The 25,019-nt window shown below is 72.9% G+C and carries 20 protein-coding genes; 11 read left to right on the top strand and 9 right to left on the bottom strand.

Annotated features, from left to right (window positions below; translation table 11 throughout):
- Positions 1–57 precede the first annotated feature (57 nt).
- From OIE67_RS33685 to OIE67_RS33675, 3 genes are read left to right on the top strand one after another with little or no spacing between them, the layout of a single operon-like run.
- Positions 58–1,410: a Tm-1-like ATP-binding domain-containing protein gene (locus tag OIE67_RS33685; protein WP_326628083.1), complete on the top strand. Its 1,353-nt coding sequence runs from the start codon at positions 58–60 to the stop codon at positions 1,408–1,410.
- Entirely contained in the window at positions 1,407–2,228 is an 822-nt protein-coding gene (locus OIE67_RS33680) for a phosphoenolpyruvate hydrolase family protein (RefSeq protein ID WP_326628081.1), read from the top strand. Before OIE67_RS33685 ends, OIE67_RS33680 begins: the two co-directional genes overlap by 4 nt.
- An 11-nt stretch (positions 2,229–2,239) precedes the next feature.
- The gene (locus tag OIE67_RS33675; RefSeq protein WP_326628079.1) at positions 2,240–2,656 is read left to right on the top strand and encodes a cupin domain-containing protein; all 417 of its coding nucleotides are present in this window, start codon (positions 2,240–2,242) and stop codon (positions 2,654–2,656) included.
- A gap of 27 nt (positions 2,657–2,683) precedes the next feature.
- On the opposite strand, the gene OIE67_RS33670 is transcribed toward OIE67_RS33675, so the two are convergent.
- The 3 genes from OIE67_RS33670 to OIE67_RS33660 are packed head-to-tail and all read right to left on the bottom strand — an operon-like array spanning position 2,684 to position 5,259.
- On the bottom strand, positions 2,684–3,757 hold the full coding sequence (locus OIE67_RS33670) for a 4-oxalomesaconate tautomerase (RefSeq protein ID WP_326628078.1): 1,074 nt from the start codon (positions 3,755–3,757) through the stop codon (positions 2,684–2,686).
- A 60-nt stretch (positions 3,758–3,817) separates the two neighbouring features.
- On the bottom strand, positions 3,818–4,519 hold the full coding sequence (locus tag OIE67_RS33665) for a 4-carboxy-4-hydroxy-2-oxoadipate aldolase/oxaloacetate decarboxylase (RefSeq protein WP_326628076.1): 702 nt from the start codon (positions 4,517–4,519) through the stop codon (positions 3,818–3,820).
- The gene (locus OIE67_RS33660; protein ID WP_326628074.1) at positions 4,516–5,259 is read right to left on the bottom strand and encodes a PIG-L deacetylase family protein; all 744 of its coding nucleotides are present in this window, start codon (positions 5,257–5,259) and stop codon (positions 4,516–4,518) included. Before OIE67_RS33660 ends, OIE67_RS33665 begins: the two co-directional genes overlap by 4 nt.
- Before the next feature lie 144 nt (positions 5,260–5,403).
- Between OIE67_RS33660 and OIE67_RS33655 the strand changes: the two genes are divergently transcribed.
- Positions 5,404–6,207, top strand: a complete 804-nt coding sequence (locus tag OIE67_RS33655; protein ID WP_326628072.1) for an NAD(P)-dependent oxidoreductase — start codon at positions 5,404–5,406, stop codon at positions 6,205–6,207.
- Between the two features lie 9 nt (positions 6,208–6,216).
- Here OIE67_RS33655 and OIE67_RS33650 read toward each other — a convergent pair whose 3' ends face one another.
- A complete protein-coding gene (locus OIE67_RS33650) occupies positions 6,217–6,858 on the bottom strand; it encodes a GntR family transcriptional regulator (protein ID WP_326628070.1) in 642 nt (213 codons plus the stop codon).
- A gap of 231 nt (positions 6,859–7,089) precedes the next feature.
- On the opposite strand from OIE67_RS33650, the gene OIE67_RS33645 reads away from it, so the two are divergent.
- From OIE67_RS33645 to OIE67_RS33625, 5 genes are read left to right on the top strand one after another with little or no spacing between them, the layout of a single operon-like run.
- On the top strand, positions 7,090–7,581 hold the full coding sequence (locus OIE67_RS33645; protein ID WP_326628068.1) for a hypothetical protein: 492 nt from the start codon (positions 7,090–7,092) through the stop codon (positions 7,579–7,581).
- Positions 7,581–8,966, top strand: coding sequence for a hypothetical protein (locus OIE67_RS33640; protein WP_326628066.1), 1,386 nt, complete (start codon positions 7,581–7,583; stop codon positions 8,964–8,966). The genes OIE67_RS33645 and OIE67_RS33640 overlap by 1 nt, the downstream gene beginning before the upstream one ends.
- Positions 8,963–10,282 carry a VWA domain-containing protein gene (locus OIE67_RS33635; RefSeq protein ID WP_326628063.1) on the top strand — a complete coding sequence of 440 codons (1,320 nt, stop codon included), beginning with the start codon at positions 8,963–8,965 and terminating at the stop codon, positions 10,280–10,282. The genes OIE67_RS33640 and OIE67_RS33635 overlap by 4 nt, the downstream gene beginning before the upstream one ends.
- A 10-nt stretch (positions 10,283–10,292) precedes the next feature.
- On the top strand, positions 10,293–11,408 hold the full coding sequence (locus tag OIE67_RS33630; RefSeq protein ID WP_106235806.1) for an ATP-binding protein: 1,116 nt from the start codon (positions 10,293–10,295) through the stop codon (positions 11,406–11,408).
- Entirely contained in the window at positions 11,405–14,176 is a 2,772-nt protein-coding gene (locus OIE67_RS33625; RefSeq protein WP_326628060.1) for a DUF5682 family protein, read from the top strand. The genes OIE67_RS33630 and OIE67_RS33625 overlap by 4 nt, the downstream gene beginning before the upstream one ends.
- Before the next feature lie 68 nt (positions 14,177–14,244).
- On the opposite strand, the gene OIE67_RS33620 is transcribed toward OIE67_RS33625, so the two are convergent.
- From OIE67_RS33620 to OIE67_RS33610, 3 genes are all read right to left on the bottom strand, one after another.
- Positions 14,245–15,747: a PepSY-associated TM helix domain-containing protein gene (locus OIE67_RS33620; protein WP_326628057.1), complete on the bottom strand. Its 1,503-nt coding sequence runs from the start codon at positions 15,745–15,747 to the stop codon at positions 14,245–14,247.
- 246 nt (positions 15,748–15,993) lie between these two features.
- Positions 15,994–16,650, bottom strand: a complete 657-nt coding sequence (locus tag OIE67_RS33615; protein WP_326628056.1) for a hypothetical protein — start codon at positions 16,648–16,650, stop codon at positions 15,994–15,996.
- Between the two features lie 154 nt (positions 16,651–16,804).
- Complete coding sequence (locus OIE67_RS33610; protein WP_326628054.1) at positions 16,805–17,773, bottom strand: polysaccharide deacetylase family protein; 969 nt, start codon at positions 17,771–17,773, stop codon at positions 16,805–16,807.
- A gap of 333 nt (positions 17,774–18,106) precedes the next feature.
- Between OIE67_RS33610 and OIE67_RS33605 the strand changes: the two genes are divergently transcribed.
- Positions 18,107–21,373, top strand: a complete 3,267-nt coding sequence (locus tag OIE67_RS33605) for a glucodextranase DOMON-like domain-containing protein (protein WP_326628052.1) — start codon at positions 18,107–18,109, stop codon at positions 21,371–21,373.
- 16 nt (positions 21,374–21,389) lie between these two features.
- On the opposite strand, the gene qcrB is transcribed toward OIE67_RS33605, so the two are convergent.
- Both qcrB and OIE67_RS33595 read right to left on the bottom strand, forming a co-directional pair.
- The gene (qcrB, locus tag OIE67_RS33600) at positions 21,390–22,907 is read right to left on the bottom strand and encodes a cytochrome bc1 complex cytochrome b subunit (protein WP_326628051.1); all 1,518 of its coding nucleotides are present in this window, start codon (positions 22,905–22,907) and stop codon (positions 21,390–21,392) included.
- A 90-nt stretch (positions 22,908–22,997) separates the two neighbouring features.
- Positions 22,998–23,648 (bottom strand): hypothetical protein, encoded by a 651-nt coding sequence (locus tag OIE67_RS33595; protein WP_106235822.1) that lies wholly within the window; start codon positions 23,646–23,648, stop codon positions 22,998–23,000.
- Positions 23,649–23,812: 164 nt separating this feature from the next.
- On the opposite strand from OIE67_RS33595, the gene OIE67_RS33590 reads away from it, so the two are divergent.
- On the top strand, positions 23,813–24,997 hold the full coding sequence (locus OIE67_RS33590) for a L,D-transpeptidase (protein ID WP_326628049.1): 1,185 nt from the start codon (positions 23,813–23,815) through the stop codon (positions 24,995–24,997).
- Positions 24,998–25,019: the final 22 nt, after the last annotated feature.

Genomic DNA, 25,019 nt, shown 5'->3' with positions numbered 1-25,019 from the left:
GCGTGGCGGGGGAGGCCACAGGGTGGCGGAGAACCCGAGACTGCGAGGAGGCCCGTCATGGCCGTGCTGTTGCTGGGGACCTTCGACACCAAGGGCGCCGAGTACGCCCACGTCCGTGACCTGGTCACGGCGGCGGGACAGGAGGTGGTCCTGCTCGACGCGGGCGTCCTGGGAGCCCCGCCCCCGGACGCGGGGGCCGGCACGGGGACGGGCGCACGGGCCGGAGGCGGGCCGGGGCTGGAGGCCGACTTCGGGGCGGCGGCGGTGGCCGAGGCGGGCGGGGCGCGGCTGGAGGAGCTACGCGGCGCGGGAGATCGCGGCCGCGCTCTGGAGGTCATGGCGGCCGGGGCCGCGGCCATCGCGAAGGACCTGCACGCCCAAGGCCGGCTGAGCGGCGTGCTGGCGCTCGGCGGCAGCGGCGGGTCCTCGATCGCCGCCGCCGTGATGCGGGTCCTGCCCGTGGGCCTGCCGAAGCTGCTGGTCTCCACCATGGCGAGCGGCGACGTGTCGGCGTACGTGGGGCAGAGCGACGTGACGCTCATGTACAGCGTCGTCGACGTGGCCGGGATCAACTCGATCTCCCGCCAGATCCTCGGCAACGCGGCGGCCGCGATCAGCGCGATGGCGGCGGCCTACGACACCCGCGCCGCCGATGCTTCCCGCGGCGCCCGGGCTTCCTCCGACGCCGGCACCTCCCGGGACGCCCGCACCGCCGCCGGGCCCTCGGGGGAGGGGGAGCGGCCGCTGGTCGCCGCGACCATGTTCGGCGTCACCACGCCCGCCGTGGACGCCGCTCGCGCCCGGCTGGAGGAGCTGGGTTACGAGGTGCTCGTCTTCCACGCCACCGGCTCCGGTGGCCGGGCCATGGAGGCGCTGGTCGCGAGCGGATACTTCGCGGGCGTGCTTGACCTGACCACCACCGAGCTGGCGGACGAGCTCGTCGGCGGCGTCCTGTCCGCCGGCCCCGACCGCCTGACCGCCGCCGGCGCCGCCGGGGTGCCGCAGGTCGTCAGCCTGGGCGCGGTGGACATGGTGAACTTCGGCCCGATGGACACCGTCCCCGAGCGGTTCGCGCGGCGCCGGCTGCTGGTGCACAACCCGACCGTGACGCTGATGCGGACGACCCCCGCCGAGAACGCCGAGGTCGGCCGGACCATCGGCGCCAAACTGGCCGGCGCCACCGGGCCGGTCACGCTCTTCCTCCCGCGCGGCGGCGTCTCCGCCGTGGACGTCGAAGGCGGCCCCTTCCACGACCCGGAGGCCGACGCCGCCTGCTTCGACGCCGTCCTGCGCGCCGTCGCGGGCAGCGCGGTGGAGGTGGTGGAGAGCCAGGACGACATCAACCGGCCGGGATTCGCGGTGGCCGCCGCCGACCGGCTGCACGAGCTGATCCAGAAAGGAGCGGCATGAATCGCGACGAGGCGCTCGCCAGGCTGCACGCCGAACGCAAGGCGGGCCGGCTCATCATCGGGGCCGGCGCGGGCACCGGGCTGTCGGCCAAGGCGGCCGAGACCGGCGGCGTGGACCTGATCATCATCTACAACTCCGGCCGGTTCCGGATGGCCGGGCGCGGCTCGCTGGCCGGGCTGCTGCCGTACGGGGACGCCAACGCCATCGTGGTCGAGATGGCCGGCGAGGTGCTCCCGGTGGTCAGGGACACCCCCGTGCTCGCCGGGGTCTGCGGCACCGACCCGTTCCGGCTGATGCCGCAGTTCCTCGACCAGCTGGCCGCCATGGGCTTCGCCGGCGTGCAGAACTTCCCCACCGTCGGCCTCATCGACGGCGTCTTCCGGGCGAACCTGGAGGAGACCGGCATGGGGTTCGGCCTGGAGATCGAGATGATCCGGCTGGCCGCCGAGCGCGGCCTGCTCACCGCCCCCTACGTGTTCACCGCCGAGCAGGCCGAGGCGATGGCGCGGGCGGGCGCCGACATCCTGGTGCCGCACATGGGCCTGACCACCAAGGGCAGCATCGGCGCCAAGACCGCGCTGACCCTCGACGAGTCGGCCGTCCGCGTGCAGGAGATGCGTGACGCCGCCGTCGCGGTGAACCCCGACGTCATCGTGTTGTGTCACGGCGGGCCCATCGCCGAGCCCGACGACGTCCGCTACATCCAGGAGCGCACCTCCGGCGTGGCCGGCTTCTTCGGCGCCTCCTCGATGGAACGCCTGCCCGCGGAGCGGGCCATCGCCGACCAGCTCAGGGCCTTCAAGGCCCTGCCCGCCTAGGAAAGGGTCCCATGCACCGCGAACCGAACTCCGTTCCCACGATGCTCTTCGACTGGGGCTCGATCAAATGGCACGTGACGCCCGGCAGCGTGCCCGGCGCCTCGTCCACGCTCGGCGAGGTGGTGATCAACCCGAACCGGGGCCACGACCGCCACCTGCACCCGCACTCCGACGAGATCCTCTACATCATCGAAGGGGAGGGGCGTCAGACGGTCGGCGACGACCCGGAGTTCGCGGTCAAGGCCGGTGACGCCGTCTGGATCCCCATGGGGACGCTGCACTCGACGTTCAACACCGGCTGGCGGCCCTTGCGGATCATCGCCACGTACACGCCGGGCGGCGCGGAGGAGGCGCTGCGCGACCTGCCGGACTTCATCGAACTGGCGCCCGGCGAACACCCCACCTGGGAGGTCGGCCCGCCGAGCTGAGGCTCCACCGAGCTGAGGCCCGGCGGCTCAGGGGCGGGGGTAGAGCGTGCCGTCGAAGAGCTTGCGCGCGGTGCGGACGTTCGCGGCCCGCAGCGCGGTGGGCGGGCTCGTGGACAGGTCGAGCTCCACCTCCACCTGGAGATGCCCGGTGGGATGCTCGACGTCCACCCGGCTGCCCGCGGGCAGCCGGGCGTACCGGCGCGCCACCCCGTTCTCCAGCAGCGCCGCCGTCACGACGCTGACGGCCCCCAGCACGCCGATCGCCGCGTGCGGCCTGAGCGGGATGAACGTACGGGTGCACAGCGCCCCGCCGTCCCTGGGCGGGGCCACCAGCGTGGTCTTCGGCACCGGCCGGCCCGTCACGTCTCCGAGCCCCATGAGCCGGCCGGCCTGCAGGCGCAGCGACTGCACCCGTTCGCGCAGCTTCTCGTCGGCGGCCAGCTCCTCGTGCGGCTCGTACCCGGTGATCCCCAGGTCCTCGGCCGCCGCCACCACGACCGGCATGCCGTTGTCGACGCACGTCACCTCGACGCCGTCGATCACGTCCACCTCGCGGCCGGTCGGCAGCAGGCCGCCGGTGGCCGAGCCCGCCGTGTCCTCGAACCCGAGCACGACGGCCGCGGCCGTTCCCGGCACCCCGGAGATGGCGGTGCCGCCCTGGTAGCCGACGCGCCCGCCGGGCGTGGGGAAGCTCGCGGTGGCCGCGCCGCCGGAGTTGAGCAGGCGGATGCGCACCTCGGTGTGTTCACGGCCCGGCGTGACCAGCCCGCGTTCGACGGCGAACGGGCCGACGCCGGCCAGCAGGTTCCCGCAGTTCTGCGCCGCCGAGACCACCGGCTCGTCCACGGCAACCTGGAGGAACAGGTAGTCGAGGTCGGCCGAAGGATCGGCGCTCGGCGACACCACGGCGACCTTGCTGGTCAGCGGATGCGCGCCGCCGATGCCGTCGATCTGGCGCGGGTCGGGGCTCCCCAGGGCGCGCAGCAGCAGGTCGTCGCGCTCCACGGGATCGGCGGGCAGGTCGGACGCCAGAAAGTACGCGCCCTTCGAGGTGCCGCCCCGCATCAACATGCAGGGCACGCCCTCATCGTCCGCTGTCATCGATCACCGCCAAGGGCCGCCGCCATCGGTCACCGGTGCCGGTCGCCGCATGGGCCACGTTCATCGATCACTTTCGTACTCCTCCGCGCTCACGTATGTGATGCCGAGCTCGGGCAGGCGTTCGCGCAGGCCGTAGCGGTCGAGGCCGAGTTCGCCCCTCTCGAACGCCTCCCGCGTCGCCGCCTCCTTGGCGGCCCGCGCGGCGGAGGCTTCGATGCCCCGCTCCAGGTCCTGGCGCGGGCACACGAGCACCCCGTCGTCGTCGGCGATGATCGGGTCGCCGGGCCGGACGAGCTGCCCGCCGATCGTGACCGGCACGTTCACCGCGCCCGCCGTCGCCTTCACCGTGCCCTGCGCGCTGACCGCCGCGCTCCACGCGGGAAAGCCCATCGCCCGCAGCTCCGCCAGGTCGCGCACGCCCGCGTCGATCACCACGCCGCGCACCCCGCGGTGGCGCAGCGCGGTCGCGAACAGCTCCCCGAACATGCCGTCCGTGCACGGCGACGTCGTGGTGACGACCAGGAGATCGCCCTCCTGGCACTGCTCGACCGCGACGTGGATCATCAGGTTGTCGCCCGGCCAGCACACCGCGGTGACCGCGTTGCCGCCCGTCCGCGCGCCCGGCCAGGCGGGACGCAGCCCGGGGCCGAGGTAGCCGGTGCGGCCGAGGGCCTCGTGCACGGTCGCGACACCGTACGAGGCCAGCGTGTCGATGCGGTCGACGGGCGCCCGCGTGATGCCGGTGACGACCACGTTCCTCATGCGAGCACGTCCGTGACCTGCGGGTAGAGCCGCATGTACGCCTCGCCCATGGTGTCGTGCGCCAGCCCCAGGTTGGGGCCCGCGTTGCGCTTGAGCTGCACCCCGCGCCGCTTGGCCAGGTCGGTGTAGTAGTCCCACATGTGCTGCTGGGCCGGCAGGCACTCCATGGCCTTGCGCTTCCTGTCGAACACCGGGGTGATGTCGAGCAGCAGGTCGGGCTTGAAGTCGCACTGCTCGGGCTGGTGCGGCTCGAAGAAGAACACCGGTGGCGCGCCGAGCGGCGCGCCGGGCGCGTCGTAGCCGGCGGCCTGCGCCAGCACGCGCGCCTGCAGCGCCATGCGGGCCGCCGCCGGATGGTCGCCGTTGTACGGATCGGCCGGCGGATGGGTCAGCACCACGTCCGGTTCGAGCTCCCGGTAGACCCGGACGAGCCGGTCGACCAGCTCGGTGCTCTCGATCAGCGGGTAGTCGCCGGCGTCGAAGAACTCGATCTCCGCGCCCAGCGCCGCGGCGGCGTTCTGCGCCTCCTCGCGGCGGATCGCCTTGATCTCGTCGAGCGTACGGCCGGCCCGCCACGCCTTCGCGGACTCGCCGCGTTCGCCGAAGCTGAGGCAGACCACCTTGGCGCGCTCGCCACGGCTGCTCGCGAGGGCGATCGCGCCGCCCGCGCGCCAGACGAAGTCGCCCGCGTGGGCACTGATCACCAGAAGGGTGCGGGAAGAGGTCTTTGCCGAGGTCACCCAGCCGACGCTAAGAGCCGATCGGCGGGATTGTCAACACTTTCGCTCGCAATCCACGCGCGGTTCCCGGCTCCAGTGGCTGGTCTGCGCTGGATATGGACAATATTGTCAACAACAAGGAATGCCGGATCAGGAAGGACGTCCATGCAGGACCCTCAGGTCGCGCTGCTCGGCTACGGTGAGGTCGGCCGCATCCTGGCCGGCGGACTCGCCGGACGTGTCCCGCTGCGCGTGTACGACCCGGCCTGCCCGCCCGGCGGACCGGTGCCCGGTGAACTGGTCGCGTCCAATGCCGCCGCCGTACGCGGGGCCGACGTCGTCATCGCGGTCACCACCGGAGCCGACAGCCTCACCGCGGGCGCCGAGTCGCTGCCCCACCTCAAGCCCGGCGCCCTGTACGCCGACCTGTCCACCGGCGCGCCCGGCGACAAGCGGCGCCTGGCCGAGGTGCTGGAGCCGGGCGGCGCGGCCGTCGTGGACGGGGCGATCATGGCGCCGATCCCGCTGCGCGGCCTGGCGACGCCGGTCCTGGCCAGCGGGGAGCAGGCGGAGCGGTTCGCCGCGTTCGCCGGCGCGCACGGCATGGCGGTGACGCCGATCGGCGGTGTGCCCGGCGACGCCGCGGCCCGCAAACTGCTGCGCAGCGTGCTGGTGAAGGGGCTCAGCGCCCTGCTCATCGAGTCCCGGCGGGCGGCTGAGGCGGCCGGGTTGGGGGAGTGGTTCTGGGAGCATCTGCTGGAGACCGTGCAGAACGCCGACGAGGCCTTCGTGGTCCGGCTGCTCCAGGGAGCGGGACAGCACGGCGTGCGGCGGGTGCACGAGATGGAGGCGGCCACCCGGATGCTGACGGCGCTCGGCGTGCCCGCCACCATGACCGAGGCCACCACCGCCACCCTCGACCACGCCACCCGCACCGGCCTCCCACCCACCCCGGGCAAAGCCCCGTGACGAGCCGCGTCAGGTGGGGCCGGCTTCGAGGGCCTTGGTGACGCTGCGCAGGTGCTGCTGCATGGCGGTCTGCGCGGCCTCGGGGTCGCGGGCCACGATCGCCGCCACGATCAGCTCGTGCTGCGGCAGCGACACCGCCGCCCGCCCCGGCTGCCTGGCCAGCCGGAACTTGTGCCGCACCACCTGCGCCCCCAGCCGTTCGATGATCGCCGCCGAGGTGCGGTGCCCGGCGATGGCGCGGATCTCGGCGTGCAGGGCGGCGTTCAGCTCCGAATAACGGTCGACGTCGTTGACCGCCACGGCCTCCCGCATGTCGCCCACGATCTCGCGCAGCCGCGCGGCCTGCTCGGGCGTGACCCGCTCGGCGGCCTTGGCCGCGGACAGGCCCTCCAGCACCATCCGCACCTCGGTGATCTCGACGGCCTCCTCCCGCGAGATCGCCCGGACGCGGGCGCCCTTGTTGCGCAGGATCTCGACGAGCCCTTCGCCCGCGAGCTCCTTGAACGTCTCGCGCACCGCCGCCCGCGCGGCGCCGAACTGCTCGCACACGTCGGCCTCGACCAGCCGCTGGTTGGGCACGAAGTCCCCGTCGAGTATGGCCGACCTGACCCGGTCGGTCAGCGTCTCCTCCTGCGGGGACCCTGCGGTCACGACTTCTCCTGGTGCCGTACGGACGTGTCTGGTTCGACAATATTATGAACAATCCGTGCGTGGTCGTGCGGCCGGAGGCCCTCACCGCGCGGGGCTGGCGCTTTGATCGTTTGGCCCCGATCTGTCGGTGCCCTCTAGTAAGTTCCCGGATCATTCGATCAGCCGGTCGCGGAGAGCACGGGCATGCCCGCCTGTGCCCGCGAGCCGGCAGGGGCGGGAGGTTCTGAGGCCGTGGACGCGGACAATGCCGCGTGGGAAGAGCGCAGCGTGCTCCGGGTGGTGCCACCCGTCGAGCCGCGCAAGCTCGCGAAAGTGCCCTTCGTCGAGCTGGCCGACGGCCGGCTGCAGGGCGTCGTGTCGAGCGGATCCGACATCGAGCGGGTCTACGTCTCGTCGATCAGCGCCGGTGATCACGCGCTGAGCTGCAGCACCAACAACAACCGGCCGTGCGGCGCGCTGCACGGTTACGCGTGCAAGCACATCAACCTGCTGGCCGACGAGGCGGTCGTGCAGTACGGGCTCGATCGGGTGGCCCGTTACCTGCGGGTCGAGGTCCCTGAGGGGGAACGCCTGATGGCGCACATCAACGGCCACGTCGAGCGCACCCCGGCGGCCGTCGTGTTCAGCCGGTTCCTGCGCCACCTGGCCTACCTTGAGGTGCCCGACAGCACCGCCCCGCTGACCGAGCTGCACTGGTTCCCGGCGACGGGGGCGGTGCGCTGATGCTCGACGTACAGCTGAGCGAGCTGATCTCGGACGGCCCCGCGGGAGTCGGCGCGGCGCTCGACGTGGTGGCGGGGCTCGACGCCGCGCTCACCCACGGGTTCGCCCGGATCGGCGAGGAGCCGGCGGCGGCGCTGGCCGCCCTGGCGGGCGCGCTGGGGGGCACCCCGCTGGCCGGGCGGGTGAGCGAGGCCGTGGCGAAGGTGAGCGCGGGCTCCGTCGCGGACGAGCACCTGGCCGCGCTGGCCGGCGGCCGGGCGGCGCTGTTCGGCGCGGTCCATGACGCCCTGCTGGGCCGCCTGGACACGGCGCTGGGCCGCACCCGCGCCACCTGGGAGCCGGTCGCCGGCGAGAGCGAGACCCGGGCCAATCTGCTCGCCGGCTGCCGCATCTGGCTGCGCGAGCTGGCCATCGTGGGCTGGCGCGGCGTCGATCACGACCTGGTCGCCTCCGCCGACCAGACCATCGAGGCGCTGCTGGCCGTGCCGGAGCTGCGCGGCCTGGCGGTGCTGCTCGACGGCTTCGCGACGGAGCTGCGGGCCTCCAGCCCGATCGCCACGATGGATCGGCTGCCCGTCCGCCGGTGGGCCGACCTGTGGACGCGCGCCATGCTGCTGTCGCAGCAGGGCCCGTGGCCCGGCGGCGGCGAGCAGGTGTCGGGCCGGCTGCTGATCCTGGGCGCCGATGTGCACGAGCACGCCACCGTCGTCCGCGTGCAGGTGCACGCGGTGCTGGAGCCGTCGGGAGGCGCGCCCACCAGGCTCGTCCGGACGAGCGTGGCCGCCGCCAAGGTGGACACGATCGCCGGCCCGACCGTGTGGCGGCTGCTCGGCGGCCATCCCGCGCTGCTGGCCGCGCTGGCCGAGCACCGCAGCCTGGAGATCACCGACATGCCGCTGCTGCCCGGCGGCGACCTGGTGTGGCACGACGACCGCGCCCGTCCGGGCGAGGAAGCCGACCCGTTCGCCACCGCCCGGCTCCAGCTCGGCGCGGCCACGGCGGCGGCGGTGACGCCGCTCGACCGCCATCCGGTGCGCATCGCCGAGCCCGTCTTCGTCGAGGGCTACAAGTCCGACGGCCGGACGCTGACCCTCGGCGGGGGCAAGATCGCGTTCGACCTCGACCGGCTGCCGTCCTGCGGCCCGCTCACCCCCGCGCTGCTCAAGGCCTCCACCGCCTGCGTCGGCCTGCTGCGCTGGGACGGCGGGCAGTGGTCGCTCCAGCCGCTCGCGGTGCAGTCCGTGGTGAAGAAGGAGCCGGTCGCGGCGCACAACGGCGACTGGGCCAAGGGCCCGACCGACCCGAAGGCGGCCAAGGCCGAGGCCAGGAACGGCGACGTGGTCGCCGTGCTGCGCGAACGAGCGGGACGGTTGCTGCGGAAATGACCGAGACCCCCGTCACGACGCCCGAGGCGCAGAGCGCCGACCAGACCAAGCGCCAGGTGCTCTACTGGCGGCTGCTGTCCCGGCTGTTCAGCCCCGACGAGCAGCCCTCGCTGGAGAACGCCAGCGTCGGCATCGTCGGCGAGCTGGGCCTGCCGCCCGCGCTGCTCGACCCAGGGGTGTCGGTGGACAACCTGGTGCAACGCTTCCCTGAGCTGGCCGCACAGTTCGAGGGCCTGATGACCGAGCAGGAGCACGAGGAGGGCGACGAGGTCCGCCGCGCGGCCCTCGTCTCCAAACTGCTGCTCAACGTCTTCGCGACCGGCTCCGGCAACGTCAGCGCGAGCCAGTTGCAGAGCTGGAAGCAGGACGCCGGCTGGTTCGAGCGCGGCATGGGCTGCGAGCCCGGCGGGCTGCGACACCGCGTGGGCGACGAAGAGCTGGCCAAGGTCCTCGCCGGCCTGGAGGGCGACCTGGTCAAGCGCATGCGCCTGCGCGAGGTGCTCGCCGATCCGGCCCTGGCCAAGCAGCTGACGCCGAGCATGTCGCTCATCGAGCAGCTCCTGCACGACAAGTCCAACCTGTCGGGCGTCGCGCTGGCCAACGCCAAGGCGCTGATCCGCAGGTTCGTGGACGAGGTCGCCGAGGTGCTGCGCACCCAGGTGGAGAAGGCCAGCGCGGGCGTCATCGACCGGTCGGTGCCGCCGAAGCGGGTCTACCGCAACCTCGACATCGAACGGACGATCTGGAAGAACCTCACCAACTGGAGCCCCGACGACCAGCGGCTCTACGTGGACCGGCTCTTCTACAAGCGGACCGCCCGCCGCACCACCCCGGCCCGCGTGATCGTGGTCGTCGACCAGTCGGGCTCGATGGTGGACGCCATGGTCAACTGCACGATCCTGGCCTCGATCTTCGCCGGGCTGCCGAAGGTGGACGTGCACCTGGTCGCCTACGACACCAGGGCACTCGACCTGACCCCGTGGGTGAGCGACCCGTTCGAGGTGCTGCTGCGCACCACCCTGGGCGGTGGCACCGACGGCACGGTCGCGATGGCGCTGGCCAGGCCGAAGATCGCCGATCCGCGCAACACCGCGATGGTGTGGATCTCCGACTTCTACGACAACCGATCACTGATCACCGACTTCGAGGCGATCCACCGTTCGGGGGTCAAGTTCATCCCCGTCGGCTCGGTCAACAGCTCGGGCAGCCAGAGCGTCGACCCGTGGTACCGCCAGAAACTCAAGGCCATGGGCACGCCCGTGCTCTCCGGCCATGTCCGCAAGCTCGTGTTCGAGCTCAAGAACTTCCTCGCCTAGGAGACCGCGAATGAGTGACGATATGCTGCGTGCCCCCGCAGAGGTGAAGTACGCCGAGGAGCTCGACTACCTGGAGTCGATCGACGACGGCCCCAAGCCGTTCTCGTGGCGGCTCAGCCCCCGCATGATCCGGATGTTCGTGCTCGGCTCCGAGCGCGCCGACGGGATCGACAGGGAGATCCCGCAGAAGTGGTTCGGTGACCGCAGCTTCGTCGAGCGCAGCATCGTGACCCTGGCCTCCGACCGGGGCCTGCTGCTGATCGGCGACCCGGGCACCGGCAAGAGCTGGCTGGCCGAGCTGCTGTCCGCGGCCATCTGCCGCAACTCCACGCTCGTCGTCCAGGGCACCGCAGGCACCACCGAGGACCACATCAAATACTCGTGGAACGTCTCCATGGTCATCGCCAAGGGGCAGTCCCGCGAGTCGATGATCCCCTCGCCGATCATGACGGCGATGGAGGGCGGCGTGATCGGCCGCTTCGAGGAGCTGACCCGCTCCACCAGCGACGTGCAGGACGCGCTCATCTCGATCCTGTCGGAGAAGTACGTCTCCATCCCCGAGCTCGACGACGACAACATCGTCTTCGCCCAGCCCGGCTTCTCCATCATCGCCACCGCCAACAGCCGCGACCGGGGCGTCAACGACCTGTCCTCCGCGCTCAAGCGCCGCTTCAACTTCGTCCGCATCCCGGTCGTGACGAACAAGAAGAGCGAGGCGGAGATCGTCCGCTTCCGTACGGAGGAGCTGCTGCGCCGGCACCGGATCGAGCTGGACCTGCCGCCCACACTGCTGGACATCCTGCTGCAGAGCTTCGCCGACCTGCGTTCGGCGGCGTCCTCGGCCACCAGCGACGACGACAAGCTGGAGTCGGCGCTGTCCACGGCCGAGCAGATCGGCGTGCTGGAGGACGCCATCCTGCACAGCCACTTCTTCGGCGACCGGGTGCTGCGCGCGCAGACGCTGGCCGGTTCGCTGGTCGGCTCGCTGGCCCGGCGCAGCCCCGAGGACCTGGCGATCCTCAACAAGTACTGGCACGGGGTGGTCGAGCCACGCAGCAAGAAGGACGGCGGCGAGTGGCCGGAGTTCCTCGAGGGCGGCCGCGAGGCCATCGCCACGCTCTCATGATCGACCAGCCGAGCCCCTTCGGCTCGCTCCGCGAGCAGCTGCTCGGCGCGGCCGAGCAGTTCGCCGAGGGTCCCGTGGCCGTGTCCGGCATCCTGTCGGGCCTGGTGGACGACGTGGACCGGGCGCTGCGCGAGGAGCTGGAGATCTTCCCGGTCTGCCACCACTCGCCGGCCTCGGCGCTGGCGATGGTGCGCAGGCTCAGGGAGAAGCAGCCGAAGGTCATCTACCTGGAGCTCTGTGAGGACCTGCAGCCGCTGCTGACCGAGCTGCGCAACTGCCGGCTGCCGGTGGCACTGCAGGCGTTCGCGACGGACATCGACGGCTTCCCGAAGTCGTGGGCGCCGCTCAGCGTGGTGGCGCCCATCACGGAGGCGTCCGCCGAGTACCAGGCCATCTCGTACGCGCTGGAGACCCCGGGCGTCGAGCTGGTGCTGGTGGACCGCTCGACCGACCACGTCTTCCAGTGGGCTCCGGGAGAGGAGCCGCAGACCGCCGCCAAGGAGGAGGAGGCGGGCCTGCACGGCGACGCGGTGGGTGTCGAGATCGGCGACCTGCGTCCCCGCTTCGCCGAGCTGGAGGAGCACCTGCTGCACCACGGCAAGGTGCGCCACTGGTCGGAGTGGTGGGACCAGTATGTCGAGCAGCCGCTGTCCGGAGCCGACTACGAGACCTACCGCCAGGTCATGGTGCTGATCGGCAGCCTGTTCCGCCGGCTTGGCCCCGGCGGCGGCCGGCTGGCCGTGGACGAGGACCGCGAGCGCTACATGTGGACCAGGATGCGCGAGCACCTGTCCGCCTCGGGCGCCGACCCCGCCGACTGCCTGTACGTGTGCGGCGCCTTCCATGCCGCCAGTCACGTCGAGCAGTTCGGCGTCAGGTCCGAGGCGCCGTTCGAGATCAGCCCGCGCACCGGCACCAAATGGCTGTACGGCCTCATCCCGTCCAGCCACTCGGCCATCGAGGCGCAGTTCGGGCTGGCCCCCGGCTCGGTCTCGATCGCGGCGGCGACCTGGTCCAAGGCGCTCACCCGCGGCAGGCTGACCCCGTTCCAGCTCCAAGGCCAGAAGGGCGCGCGCAAGCGCCCGGCCAAGCTGCCGGCGCCCGTCCCGCAGGGTGACGTGGCCGACAAGCTGACCGGGTTCCTGTCCAGCCCGCCGGCCCTCGACGCGCTCGACGAGGCCGAACTGCTCGGCTGGTCGGTGGACATCGTCCGGCTGGCCCGGCGCAACGGCTACCTGGCCAGCACCGCCGACGCGATCGCGGTCTACGAGACCTCGATCCTGCTGGCGGGCATGCGCAACCGGGCCAGGCCGACCCCGTACGACTTCCAGGACGCCGCCATCACCTGCATCGAGAAGGACTCGGTGCCCGGGCGGCGCGACGTGCGGCGGCTGTGCGAGATCCTGCTCGGCGGCGACCGCGTCGGCGAGGTCGGCTACGACGCGCTGCCGCCGCTGGCCAGGAACGTCTACGACCGGCTCGCGCCGCTCGGGCTCGACCTGGAGAAGCGCACGATCCAGCGGGCGCTGCTCAACCTTCAGGCGGAGCCCGACCTGGTGCCCTGCTCCGACCTGCTGTGGATGCTGCGCCACCTGCTGCCGTCCGACGCGGTCCGGCCCATCATGGGCGAGCGCAAGCTGGGCGAACGCTCGATCCAGGAGAGCTGGGACCTGTCGTTCGGCAAGCACCAGCGCTCGATCATCGAGCTCGGCTACGAGGGCGTCACCATCGAGCAGGTGCTGGAGCAGCGGCTGCGGCGCTCGGTGTGGGATCAGAAGGCCACCGCGGCCGTCGCGCTGGCGGCGGTCGAGGACGCGATCCTGTTCCTCGGCAGCCGGCGCTTCGCCGACGAGCTCGGCGCGCGGGCGGTGGAGCTGCTCGCGGCCGAACGCACCGTGGACGACGCGCCGGAGGTGCTGCGCCGGATCCGGCGGCTGATGGCCTACTACCGGTCGGCCGAGCCGGAGCTGCCCGCCTGGTGCGAGGCGTTCGCGACCAGCGGATACGCCCACTACTGCACGCTGCTGCCGACGGCCTTCGTGGACGACGACACCGGGGTGCGGCAGGTGTCGGCCATGCTCGGGTTCCTGTTCTCGATGGAGAGCCTCGCGCTGGCGCTCGGCTGCGACCGGGCTCAGCTGGAGCTGGCGGTGCAGCAGTCGCACCCGGAGGCGCCGGCCAAGGTGGCGCTGCTGTGGGCGGCCCGGCACCAGCTCGGGCTGCTGCCGCTGGCCGAGCTGCGCTCCCGCGCGGACGAGCTGCTGGCCAACCCGCTGGTCATCCCGTCGTTCCCGCAGTACATCATCGGGTTCGTGCAGGCCATGGAGCCGGTGCCGCAGTTGTCGGGGTTCGTGGTGGAGGTGATCTCCAAGGCGTTCGGCCGTCTGCCCGACGGCGTGCTGCTGCCCTGGCTGCCCAAGCTGATCACCACGCTGCGGGAGGGGGCGGCGGAGCTGGTGCCGGTGCTCGTCCGCGAGGCCGGGCGCACGTTCCCCGGCTCGCTGACCGCCGCCGACACCTGGACGCCGCCCTGGGAGGCCCGTCCCAAGCCGGCCTCGGCCGCCGGCGCCGCTCCGATGGCGTCGGGGCCGGTGGCCGAGTTGCTGCTGGCGCATCCGGCCGCGTGTGACGCGGTGGCCGGGCTGCTGGGGTGCGCGGGCGAGTGGGCCGCGCCCGGCGCCGGGCCGGCCGACGGCTATCCCGAGGTGAGCGCGCTGCTGGACGGGCATCCGGAGGCGGCGCTGGCGCTGGCCGGCCTGCTGTCCTGACCCACCGCGCCGCATGACCGCTGGGCGCGGCCCCGTTCAGAACGGGACCGCGCCCGGCATCGGCGATGTCAGCCGAACACGCGGGCCAGCTTGGGGATGCGCCGCAGGACGAGCCAGTCCACCAGCAGCACCACGATCATCGTCACCCCGGCCAGCGGGAACAGCAGCCCCAGCACCGCCATGATGGCCATCACCCCGTAGGCGGTGCGCCGGTCCGTGGCGCGGGCGGGGGCGCCGGCGCGGCCGCGCGGGCGGCGCTTCCACCACATCCACGTCCCCGTGACCACGAGCGTGATGATCGTCAGGCAGGCGCCCAGCATCACGAGCAGGTTCACCACGCCGTATCTGCGGCCCTCGTGCAGCGCGACGCCCTGCTCGACGGCCTTGGCCAGCACGCCGTACTGGTCCCAGCCGTACGAGGTCAGCACCTTCCCGCTGTACTGATCGACGTGCAAGGTCTGCGCGTCCGCCGGGTCGCGGCGGGGGTCGGTCACGATCGTGTAGACGCCCTCGGGCCCATCCGGCAGCAGCACCTTGACGTCGCATTCGGCCGGCGGGCACCTCCGGATCGCCGGCCGGGCGGCGGCCAGGGCGTTCTCGACGGGCAGCGCTCCCGGCTGCAGCACGCCGTGCGTCGCGCCGTGCCCGGCGTGCGCGTCGCCGGACGTGTCGCCGGACGTGTTGCCAGACGTGTTGTCTGATGGGGGCACGGGCAGCCGCTCGGCCGCCCACGGCACCTTGGCGTCGGGGTTGGCCGACAGGTCGCCGGACAGGGGCGTGGAGGTGTTGGGGTAGTCGTCGGCGCTCGGGTACGTCGAGCCGGTGCCCGCCTCGATGCGCTGCAGCCCGTCACCCCACACGCCCGACCACGGCAGACCGGAGAGCACGAGGAACAGGACCACCGCGCCCCCGCCGATCCCGGCCGTGACGTGCAGCCGGCGCAGTTTCGCCCGCCCGCTCCGCATCTTCCTGACCGGCGCCCCCTTGACCCGCTTGCGCCGGCCCCCCCACCACAGGTACGTGCCGGTCGCGGCCAGGATCAGCGCCCAGCAGGCGGCGATCTCCACGACCCGGTCGCCGGCCGTCCCTGACATCAGCTCGCCGTGGATCGTGCGCACGACACGCATGAACGTGGCCGCGTCGTCGATCTCCCCGACCACCTGCGCCGTGCCGGGGTTGACGTAGACCGAGATGCCCTGGGCGAAGGGGCCGGTGTCGGTGCCCTGAAGGATGACGCGGGTGGTGCGGTCGGGGGACGTGGGCGGGATGACGGACATGACGGGCGTGCCCGGACGTAGCTGCTGGGCGGCGGTGATCTGCTCCGACAGGGGGCGGGCCGTGGCGGCGGGTTCGGCCAGCGTGCGGACGTCCTGGTAGCGCCACTCCTCGAAGGGCTCCTTGAACAGGTAGATCGAGCCGGTGATCGCCAGCACGAGCAGGACGGGGGCGACGAAGAGGCCGGCGTAGAAGTGCCAGCGCCAGACGACCCGGTAGCGCTGGGAGGCGGATGACGTCGGCGGGGGAGAGGGGACGGGTGCGGTGGCTTCCGCGCGGGTTTCGACTGAGGTCATGAGAGCTCCGTTCCGTCCGGCGCGCATGGCGGTACGAAGGCGCGCCGGGACCGGGCAAAGGGGGGACCGCGTGGAGGGGCGTACACGCACGAACCGGGCGACCAGGGGTCGCGCGGAGCGGGCGTACGCGCCGGATCCAGGCAGGGGAACCGTGCGGCGCGCGGACAGGCTCATGCCTGGGCCGGCGCGCCGGCGACGGACGCGCCCGGCGGAAGCATGCGGGGCCGGGCGCCGTGAGACGTCGGGTCAGTCCAGTCCCGGGCAGGGCGGTCCCCTGCGGCACAGAGCCCAGGCCAGCACCTGGGAGTCGCGGATCTTCGCGCGGTCCGCCGCGATCGGGCGGGCGACACGGGCGTACGCCGGGGGCGCGGCGGCACGGGCGATCAGCAGCGCCCACAGCAGCTCGCGCACCGAGCAGCCGAGCAACAGCAGCAGGGCGGCCAGCGCCGTCTCACCGCGATCGAGCCACCATGCCGACACCGCCGCGACCAGGGCGTGGGCCAGCAGCATGCCCGCCCAGGCGAACAGGCCGTCCTCGTGGTGGCCGGCGAACAGGTGCGAGCCGTGCTCGCCGCCGCCGGGGGACAGTGCGGAGAAAAAGGAGGATTCGCCCGACGCGAACAGCTGGTGCATCCCGTACTGGGCGGCGAAGGAGGCGGTGAGCAGCGTGCCGGGGGAGCGTCTGCGGCGGGCCAGCACGTACGCGCCCGCCGCCGTCACCGCCGTGGCCGCCAGCATGGTTCCGAGACCGGCGATCGGCCCGCCGGCCAGCACGTGCATGCCCAGCGCCGCGAGCACGCAGACGGCCGCGAACACCGCCGCCCGCAGCCCGCGCAGGCCGGGCCGGCCGGCCTGCGCGGTGTCCCTGCTGCCGGTGCCGCGTCCTTTCTGGTCGGGGCTCATGCGCGTTCACCGCTCACACCGACAGATACGGCGGGTTCGTCGGCGCGGTTCACCCAACGCGACGGACCTTCGGATCAGCGCCCGCCCGTGGCCGGGGCCAAGGGAGCGAAGTCACGCCTTCGCGGAACGAAGGTGCAGGTGAGACCGGTTCCGGTCACTGGGCGCCGTACACCAGCTTGGGCGGCCTGCCGCGGTAAAGCTGACTGACGGTGACGAAGCGGTAGCCGCGCTTGGACAGGGTTCGCAGAATCCGCGGCATCGCCCGCACCGTCGACGGGTGGATGTCGTGGAAAAGGATGACGCTGCCGGGCCGCACCGACTTGAGCGCCTTGCGGGCCACCTTGGCGCTGTCGCGCAGGCGCCAGTCCAGGGTGTCCAGGCTCCACATCACGATGGGGCGTCTGGTCTGATGGCGGACGGCCGCGTTGAACGCCCCGTACGGCGGCCGGACGAGCCTCGGCCGGACCCCGATGACCGCCTTGATCGCCTGGTCGGCACGGGCGAGCTGCGACCGCACCCGGACGGCGGACAGCTTCGTCAGGTCCGGGTGCGACCAGGTGTGGCTGCCGATCTCGTGCCCCGCCGCGTACGTCCTGCGCACGATGCCCGGGCTCGCGGCGACGTTCTGGCCGACGACGAAGAACGTGGCCCGCGCCCGGTGCTTCGCCAGGTGCCGCAGCAGCGCGTCCGTGTACCGGCCCGGCCCGTCGTCGAACGTGAGCGCCACGCACTTGACCCGGCGGCAGTCGACGGGCCTGGCCTGCTCGGCGGTGACGCCGCTGATCGCGGCCGGCACCGGCGCGATCGAGGCCGCCCCCGCCACCTCCACCGCCCCCGTCGCCCTCGCCCACGCCGCCCGCACGGCGACCGATAACGCGCCCGGCGACACCCCGCCCTCGGCCTGCCGTGTCTCGGGCTGGGCGGAGTCCGGTGTCATACCCCCCACGCCCAGCCCTGCCACCGCCCTGACCTGCGCTGCTCCCGACGTGGCCTTTGCCGGGCCCGGGGTGATGGTCAGGTAGCCGCAGGCAGCCGTCACCAGAGCGGCTGCGGTGAGTAGTCGCGTCGTCCCCCGCCGCGCCCCGGCCCCTGCGGGCGGGCGCGGCTTCGTGCCGATGTTCATTTCTGCCCCCTCGCGCACCGCCCCCGGTGCGCCCCCTGAGCGACGACCCCGGCGAGCGCCAGGATCGTTCCAAGGTGTTGGACTGCCGCCGTTCGCACCTGGTTCGCGCAAAGCCGCTTTCCGGATGAAGCGGCCGGAGAGGGGACGCCATCCCGACCGGCTCACCGAGCCGGCCTGCCGTACCGCCCCATCGCCGTGGTCGGCGGGAACCAGGAGACGCGCGGCCTCGCCCTGGACCGGGGCGTGGACGCCCCGGCGGGCGGCGTGCGGGCTTGACAGGGGACCGGGGCTGGTCTTGTCTCGTTCCATCGGGGTCGGGAGGGGAGCTCTGGCATGCCCGCGATCCGCCGCACCGTCCTTGCCCTGCTCATCACCGCCGCCTTCGTCACGGTCCCCGTCGATCCGGTGCTCGCCCTGGCCCCCGCGCCGGGCGGGCCGGGGGCGGGCTCGCACTTCGGCGCGGCCAGGAAGGACTGCGTGGGCACCGCCACCGGCCGGGCCTCCAAGGTCTGGTACACGGTCGCGGGCGGCGTCCTGTCCGACGTGTACGAGCCGACGATCGACAACACGAACGTCGAGACCATGCAGTTCGTCGTCACCGACGGCAGGACGTTCACCGAGCTGCAGGCCCGCGACACCACCTACCAGGTGAGCACCGACCGCTCCGGCATGACCTGCACGATCACCTCGGCCAGCAAGAGCGGCCGCTACCGCCTGACCACCACCTACGTCACCGACCCGGGCGGCGACGCCGTCGTGGTGCGCACCCGGCTCCAGCCCGCCGGCCTGCGCCTCTACGTCCGGCTCGACGCGAGCGTCAACGGCAACGGAGGCGGTGGCGAGCCCGACGGCGGCGCCGACAGCGGCACGATCGACGGCGTTACCGGCGCGCCCGTGATCTGGGACACCACCACCGAGACCTCGGCCCCGGCCCGCGACTACGCCGTGCCCACCCACCTGGCGCTGCGGGCCGGACGCCGGCTGCCGGAGGCGAGCGTCGGATACGCCGGCACCGCCGGCGACGGCGCCGCGCAGCTCGACGCGGACCGTCGGCTGACCCCGTACACCGACGCCCCGGCCGGCAACGTGGTCGCCACCGCCCGCCTGCCGATCGACGGCAGGGGCGAGGTGACGTTCGCGCTCGGCTTCGGCCGCACCAGGGCAGCCGCGCTGCGCACCGCCGGCGAGGCGGCCGGCCGCCCGTTCGACGCCACCCGCGCCCGCTACGAGTCCGGCTGGGCCGCCTACGACGCCGGGCTGCGCCGGCCGCCGAACGCGCTGGGCGACTTCTACCGGCTGTCGGCCAACGTGCTCAAGGCCAGCGAGGACAAGACGTTCCCCGGCGCGGTCGTGGCCTCCCTGGCCAGCCCGTGGGGGCAGGCGATCGGGGCGGGCGAGCTGGTCGGGGGCAAGGCGATCTACTTCGGCTCCTACCGCGAGGTGTTCGCCCGCGACCTGTACGAGGCGTTCACCGGCTTCCTCGCCGCCGGCGACGTGGCGACCGCCCGCGCCACGGTCCGCTTCCTGCTGGAGCGCCAGCAACTGCCGGACGGCCGGCTGCCGCGCAACTCCCTGCTCAACGGCCAGCTCGCCCCCGATTCGGGCGGCGACCAGCTCGACGAGACCGCCTACCCGCTGCTGATGGCCTACCAGGCGGGGCTGGCCGGCGACGCGAAGCTCTGGCCGCGGGTGCGGGCGGCGGCCGACTTCGTGCTCTCACGCGGGCCCGCGTTCGGCGTGGAGCGCTGGGAGGAGCAGTCGGGCTACTCGCCGTCCACGATCGCGGCCGAGATCGCCGGGCTGGTCGCGGCGGGGGAGATCGCCGCCAGGCAGGGCGACCGGGCCAGGGCCGCGCTCTACCGGTCCACGGCCGACCACTTCGCCCGCTCGGTCAAGGCGTGGACGGTCACCACGACCGGCCCGTACGCGCCCCGCTACTTCCTGCGCCTGTCGCGCGCCGGCGACCCGGACGCGGCCTCGTCGTACAACCTGGGCAACGGCGGCCCCACCGAGGACCAGCGCCGCGTGGTCGACGCGGGCTTCCTGGAGCTGACCCGCCTCGGCATCCTGCCGCCTCGCGACCCCGACGTGCTGGCCAGCCTGCCCGTCGTGGACCGGGTGATCAGGCGCGACACGGCCCGCGGCCCCGGCTGGTACCGCTACGGCTCCGACACCCCCGGCACCGAGGACGGCTACGGCGACTGCCACGAGCCCGACCCCACCGACTGCGCGCCGTCGGGCAGACCGTGGCCGACCGGGAACGCCGGCTCAGGGCATGTGTGGCCGGTGCTGGCCGGCGAGCGGGCCGAGCACGCGTTGCAGACCGGCGACCAGGGCTCCGCCTCCGCACTGCTGTCGGCCATGCGCGCCATGGCCTCGGGCACCGGGCTGATCCCCGAGCAGGCGTGGGAGAACCGGGACCTGCCCGCCTCCCCGTACGGGACCGATCCCGCCGTCGCCTCGATCGGATTCCGCGACGGCGGCCCGGCGGGCTCGGCCTCCCCGCTGACCTGGGCGCAGGCCCAGGCCGTGCGGCTCATCCTGTCGCTCGGGTCCGGCCGGCCCGTCGAGCAGCCCGACGTCGTACGCGGCCGTTACGCGACCATGCCGCGGAGCATCCCGCTCACCGTCACCGCCCCGGCCGACGGCACCGCGGTCGCCGGGGCGTCGGTGCGGGTCGAGGGCACCACCGCGCCCGGCGCGCGGGTCGAGGTGGCCGCCACGCCCGTCGACACCGGCGCGCCCACCCAGGTCGTCTCGGCCCGCGCGGGCTCGGACGGCGCCTTCACCGTAGCGGCGCCGGTCTCCTTCGGGGAGGTCGTGCTCACCGTGACGGCCGCCACCCAGGACGGCCGCGACGCCTACGCGCGGCGCTCGGTCGTCGGCGACATCGCGGGCGCCACGACAGTGCTGGACGTGACCGATCCCGAGGGGGACGACGACGGTCCCGGCACGTACGCCTACCCGACGGCCGCCGACTTCCATGACGGCGCGTTCGACCTGCGCGGATTCCAGGTCATCACCGACGACACCACCGTCTACCTGCGGGCCGAGCTGCGCGACCTGACGGCCACCTTCGGCAACCAGATGGGCGCCCAGCTCCTCGACGTGTACGTCCAGGACCCGGCGGTGGCCGCCCGCTCGACGGGCGCGGCCTTCCCGCAGCGCAATCACCGCATCGCCGGGCCGGACGCCTGGACGCAGCGGGTGGAGGCGCAGGGCTTCGCCGCCCCGGTCTGGGTGACGGCCGACGGCGTGGCGCGGTCCGGGGCCGCGGTCCGCGCGTCCGGCACCACGCGGACGATCACGATCGCCCTGCCCAGGGCCGTCTTCGGGACGCCGGGGCCGGGGTGGCGCTTCGCCGTCGTGCTCGCCGGGCAGGACGGGTTCAGTGCCGACCAGGCCAGGGGGTTCGCGGCGACGCCGCAGCCGTACGCGTTCGGGGTCTGCGCCGAGGGCGGCACGGACCCGCTGTGCGCGGCCGACCCCGGCACGGTGCCGAAGGCGCTCGACGTGCTGGTCCCGGCCGGGCAGTCCCAGGCCGACGTGCTGAACCCGCTCGCCGGCCCGGTCGAGGTGCCCGCCGTCACGGTGCCCTGACCATGTACCTGCGTGGTCAGCCGGGCCAGGAGCGCTGGAGGGTGCGGCGGACGCGTTCCCCGGCCGGGGGCGGTACGTCGCCGTCGGCCGGCGGGGCGGGCGGCAGCGCGGGGAGAGCCGCGGGCACCAGCACCGCCGTCTCCTCCTCGGTCGCCGGCCGTTCGATCTCGGTGAAGCCGCCCTCGGGACCGCGCACGATCACCCCGGTCTCCACCCCGTGCGCGACGATGTGCCGGTCGCGCAGCTGCAGCCCCAGGCAGATCCGCCGGGTGACCACGTACCCGAGCACCGGCCCGGCGACGATGAGGACGCGGAAGATCCAGGTGGTCGCGTTGAGCGAGATGTGGAAGTTCGAGGCGATCAGGTCGTTGCCCCCGGCCAGCCACAACACGCCGTAGTACATGATCCCGGCGACCCCGAGCCCCGCCCGCTTGGGCACGTCGCGCGGCCGGTCGAGCAGGTGGTGCACGGCGTGGTCCCGGGTGATCCACCGCTCGGCGAACGGGTAGAGCGCGAGCACGGTGAACAGCAGGCCAGGCGCGCCGAGCGCGGGGATCAGCACGCTCATCGTCACCGTGGAGCCGAAGACGGTGAACTCCCACGGCGGCATGATCCGCAGCGCGCCCTCCAGGAAGCCCATGTACCAGTCGGGCTGGGAGCCGGCGCTGACCGTGCTCGGCAGGTACGGCCCGTACAGCCAGATCGGGTTGATCTGGAAGACGGTGGCGAGCAGCGCGACCACCCCGGTCACCCACAGGAAGAACACCGTCGTCTTCGCCAGGAACGCGGGGAAGAACGGCGCGCCGCGAACCTGCTCGTTCCGCAGCCCCTTGGCGCGGAACTGCGTGTGCGTCTGCCGCCACGTCAGCACCACCGCGTGCAGCGGGAGCAGCACCAGCAGCAGGGCGGGGATGAGCAGCACGTGCAGGCTGTAGAGGCGGGAGACGATGTCCTCGCCGGGGAACTCCCCGCCGAACAGGAACGTCGCCACGTACGTGCCTGCCAGCGGCACCGAGATGATCACCCCGTGCAGGATGCGCAGCCCGGCCCCGGACAGCAGGTCGTCCGGCAGCGAGTAGCCGAACAGCCCGTTGAGCAGCACCAGCGCGAACAGGGCCACGCCGATCAGCCAGTTGAGGTCACGCGGCTTGCGGAAGGCGCCGGTGAAGAAGTTGCGCAGCATGTGCACGACGATCGCGGCCAGGAAGATGAGTGTGGCCCAGTGGTGCATCTGCCGCATCAGCAGGCCGCCGCGCACCTCGAAGCTGATCTCCAGCGACGACGCGTACGCCTCGCTCATCGTCACGCCGCGCAGCGGCACGTAGCTGCCGTTGTAGACGACCTCCTGCATGGACGGCTTGAAGAAGAACGTCAGGAAGACGCCGGTGAGCAGGATCACCACGAAGGCGTACAGCGCGATCTCGCCCAGCAGGAACGTCCAGTGGTCGGGAAAGATCTTCCGCATCGCCTTCTTCAGGAATCCGGCTCCGCCGAGCCGGTCGTCCAAGGCTCCGGCCAGTGAGCTGCCCTTCATCGCCACCCCGCATACGACTTGTTTTCACCTTCAGCAACAAGACGGGATACGGGGCACGAATGTGACACTCACCGGCCGATGAATTTTTCCTCAGGCGAACCGCTCGACCGTGACGGGGATGAGGCCCTGCTCACGCACCACCTGCCGGTGATGGTGCAGCAGCGCCCCGAGCGCGGTGACGGGGCCGGAGCCCAGCCGCGCGGTCACGTCCACGCACCAGGCGATGCCCGCGCCGATCCGGCGCAGCTCCCAGGTGAAGCCGTGGCCGCCGGCGCTGACCGATGCCTTGCCGACCACGCGGGGATGGTCGGTGGGTTCGAGGCGCAGGGCCGTGCGCGCGTTGGCCAGGCCGTCCTCGCCCAGTTCCCCGGCGAACAGGATCCGGTAACGGCGGGCTCCCGAGCCGGAGCCGAGGTTGAGCGGGGCCGTGGTCGGCAGGTGCCGGCGCTCCTGGAAGAGGGTGCGCAGCCCGGCCTCCTCCGGCAGCCCGCCGCCGCCGAGCCGGGCGAAGGCGGCGGCGGCCTCCTGCCGGCTCACCGGAGTCACCCGCCCCCGCAGCGCGCTGTCGGCCCTGATGGCCCGGCTCAGCTCCGCGGAGGCGGACCAGGCACCGATCTCCGGTTGCCACTCGGCGCCGTCGATGCCGGCCGCCGTGTAGTCGTCGCACAGGACGAACTCCTCCACCAGGAGGGCCGCGGGTGAGGGGTCGCCCGCCGTCGGGGAGATCAGGTAGTAGTCCACCGGCCCATGATTGTAGGCGGCCGAACACCGGATCAAGATCATTGACACGCGCCGCGCCCCCGGTCCGCATGGGTCAAGCCGATACGGGCAGGAGTCCGCCGGATCGCCGACAAACGAACTAATGTGAAGAACTGCCTACATGTCAGGCGCGGGAGGCATCAGCGATGCGGAACGGCCGGACCAGAAAGACATTCGCCGGCATCATGGCGGCGGCGCTGCTCGTCACCGCCGGTTGTACCTCGTCGGGCGGCGGGTCGCCGGACCGGCCCCCGCAGGCCACGGCCCCCGTGGCCAAGCTGTCGTTCACGCCCGCCGACGGCACCGAGAAGGTGGCCCCCGACACCGGGATCGGCGTCAAGGTCACCGGCGGCAAGCTGGGCGAACTGGCCGTCGCCGACGCCAAGGGCCGGCCGGTCAAGGGCGCCGTCGGCGCGGACGGCCTGTGGCGGCCCCGGTGGCCGCTGCGGCCCTCGACCACCTACACGGTCGATGCCCGGGCGACCGGCACCGACGGCAAGCAGGTGACGGGACGCTCCACGTTCACCACGCTCAAGCCCAGGCGGGCGCTGGAGAGCGGCATGTCGCCGCTCGACGGCGAGAAGGTGGGCGTCGGGATGCCCGTGCAGCTCCTGCTGTCACGGCCGGTCCCCGGCAAGCAGGAGCGGGCCGCGATCGAGCGGTCGCTGGTCGTCACGATGTCGCAGCCGGTCGAGGGCGCGTGGAGCTGGGTGAGCGACCGCGAGGTGCAGTTCAGGCCGCGCGAGTACTGGCCGGTCGGGCAGAAGGTGACGGTCGTGGCGCACCTGGCCGGACTGCGCGCGGGCCCGGGCGTGTGGGGCACCAAGGATCGCCGGTTGAGCTTCACCGTCGGGGCCGAGCACATCACCAAGGTCGACGCCAAGTCGCACCGGGCGGTCGTGCGCGAGGACGGCGAGGTCGTCAAGACCATCCCCGTCAGCCTGGGCAGACCGGGCGACGACAGCTACTCCGGCGTCATGATCGCACAGGAGAAGGCCGCCGACGTCGTCATGGACTCGGCCACCATCGGCGAGCCGGGCGAGTACCGGATCAAGACGAAGTGGAACGTCCGGATGACCTACAGCGGCACCTTCTTCCACGCCGCCCCCTGGTCCACCGGCGCGCAGGGCAGCTCGAACGTCAGCCACGGCTGCGTCAACGCCAGCCCGGCCAACGCGCGCTGGTTCTACGAGTTCACCCAGCGCGGGGACATCATCGAGGTCACCGGAACCTCCAGGAAGCTGCGATTCGGCAACGGGCCGACGCCGTGGGCCAAGTCCTGGGAGGACTGGCTGGCGGGCAGCGCCCTGGGCAAACCGGTCAACGGGTAGGGCCACCGCCGGAAGGCACGCA

Source organism: Nonomuraea fuscirosea (assembly GCF_035917475.1).
Lineage (GTDB): Bacteria > Actinomycetota > Actinomycetes > Streptosporangiales > Streptosporangiaceae > Nonomuraea > Nonomuraea fuscirosea.
Note: the sequence above shows the minus strand (reverse complement) of the source record. Positions and strands in the feature narration are given on the sequence as shown.

What these genes read in the sequence shown, in the direction of transcription:
- OIE67_RS33630 (WP_106235806.1), top strand. Translation starts at nt 10,293, where the DNA reads ATGAGTGACGATATGCTGCGTGCCCCCGCAGAGGTGAAGTACGCCGAG.
- OIE67_RS33590 (WP_326628049.1), top strand. Translation starts at nt 23,813, where the DNA reads ATGCGGAACGGCCGGACCAGAAAGACATTCGCCGGCATCATGGCGGCG.
- OIE67_RS33680 (WP_326628081.1), top strand. Translation starts at nt 1,407, where the DNA reads ATGAATCGCGACGAGGCGCTCGCCAGGCTGCACGCCGAACGCAAGGCG.
- OIE67_RS33610 (WP_326628054.1), bottom strand. Translation starts at nt 17,773, where the DNA reads ATGAACATCGGCACGAAGCCGCGCCCGCCCGCAGGGGCCGGGGCGCGG.
- OIE67_RS33615 (WP_326628056.1), bottom strand. Translation starts at nt 16,650, where the DNA reads ATGAGCCCCGACCAGAAAGGACGCGGCACCGGCAGCAGGGACACCGCG.
- OIE67_RS33655 (WP_326628072.1), top strand. Translation starts at nt 5,404, where the DNA reads ATGCAGGACCCTCAGGTCGCGCTGCTCGGCTACGGTGAGGTCGGCCGC.
- OIE67_RS33625 (WP_326628060.1), top strand. Translation starts at nt 11,405, where the DNA reads ATGATCGACCAGCCGAGCCCCTTCGGCTCGCTCCGCGAGCAGCTGCTC.
- OIE67_RS33665 (WP_326628076.1), bottom strand. Translation starts at nt 4,519, where the DNA reads ATGAGGAACGTGGTCGTCACCGGCATCACGCGGGCGCCCGTCGACCGC.
- OIE67_RS33605 (WP_326628052.1), top strand. Translation starts at nt 18,107, where the DNA reads ATGCCCGCGATCCGCCGCACCGTCCTTGCCCTGCTCATCACCGCCGCC.
- OIE67_RS33685 (WP_326628083.1), top strand. Translation starts at nt 58, where the DNA reads ATGGCCGTGCTGTTGCTGGGGACCTTCGACACCAAGGGCGCCGAGTAC.
- OIE67_RS33640 (WP_326628066.1), top strand. Translation starts at nt 7,581, where the DNA reads ATGCTCGACGTACAGCTGAGCGAGCTGATCTCGGACGGCCCCGCGGGA.
- qcrB (WP_326628051.1), bottom strand. Translation starts at nt 22,907, where the DNA reads ATGAAGGGCAGCTCACTGGCCGGAGCCTTGGACGACCGGCTCGGCGGA.
- OIE67_RS33675 (WP_326628079.1), top strand. Translation starts at nt 2,240, where the DNA reads ATGCACCGCGAACCGAACTCCGTTCCCACGATGCTCTTCGACTGGGGC.
- OIE67_RS33670 (WP_326628078.1), bottom strand. Translation starts at nt 3,757, where the DNA reads ATGACAGCGGACGATGAGGGCGTGCCCTGCATGTTGATGCGGGGCGGC.
- OIE67_RS33635 (WP_326628063.1), top strand. Translation starts at nt 8,963, where the DNA reads ATGACCGAGACCCCCGTCACGACGCCCGAGGCGCAGAGCGCCGACCAG.
- OIE67_RS33620 (WP_326628057.1), bottom strand. Translation starts at nt 15,747, where the DNA reads ATGACCTCAGTCGAAACCCGCGCGGAAGCCACCGCACCCGTCCCCTCT.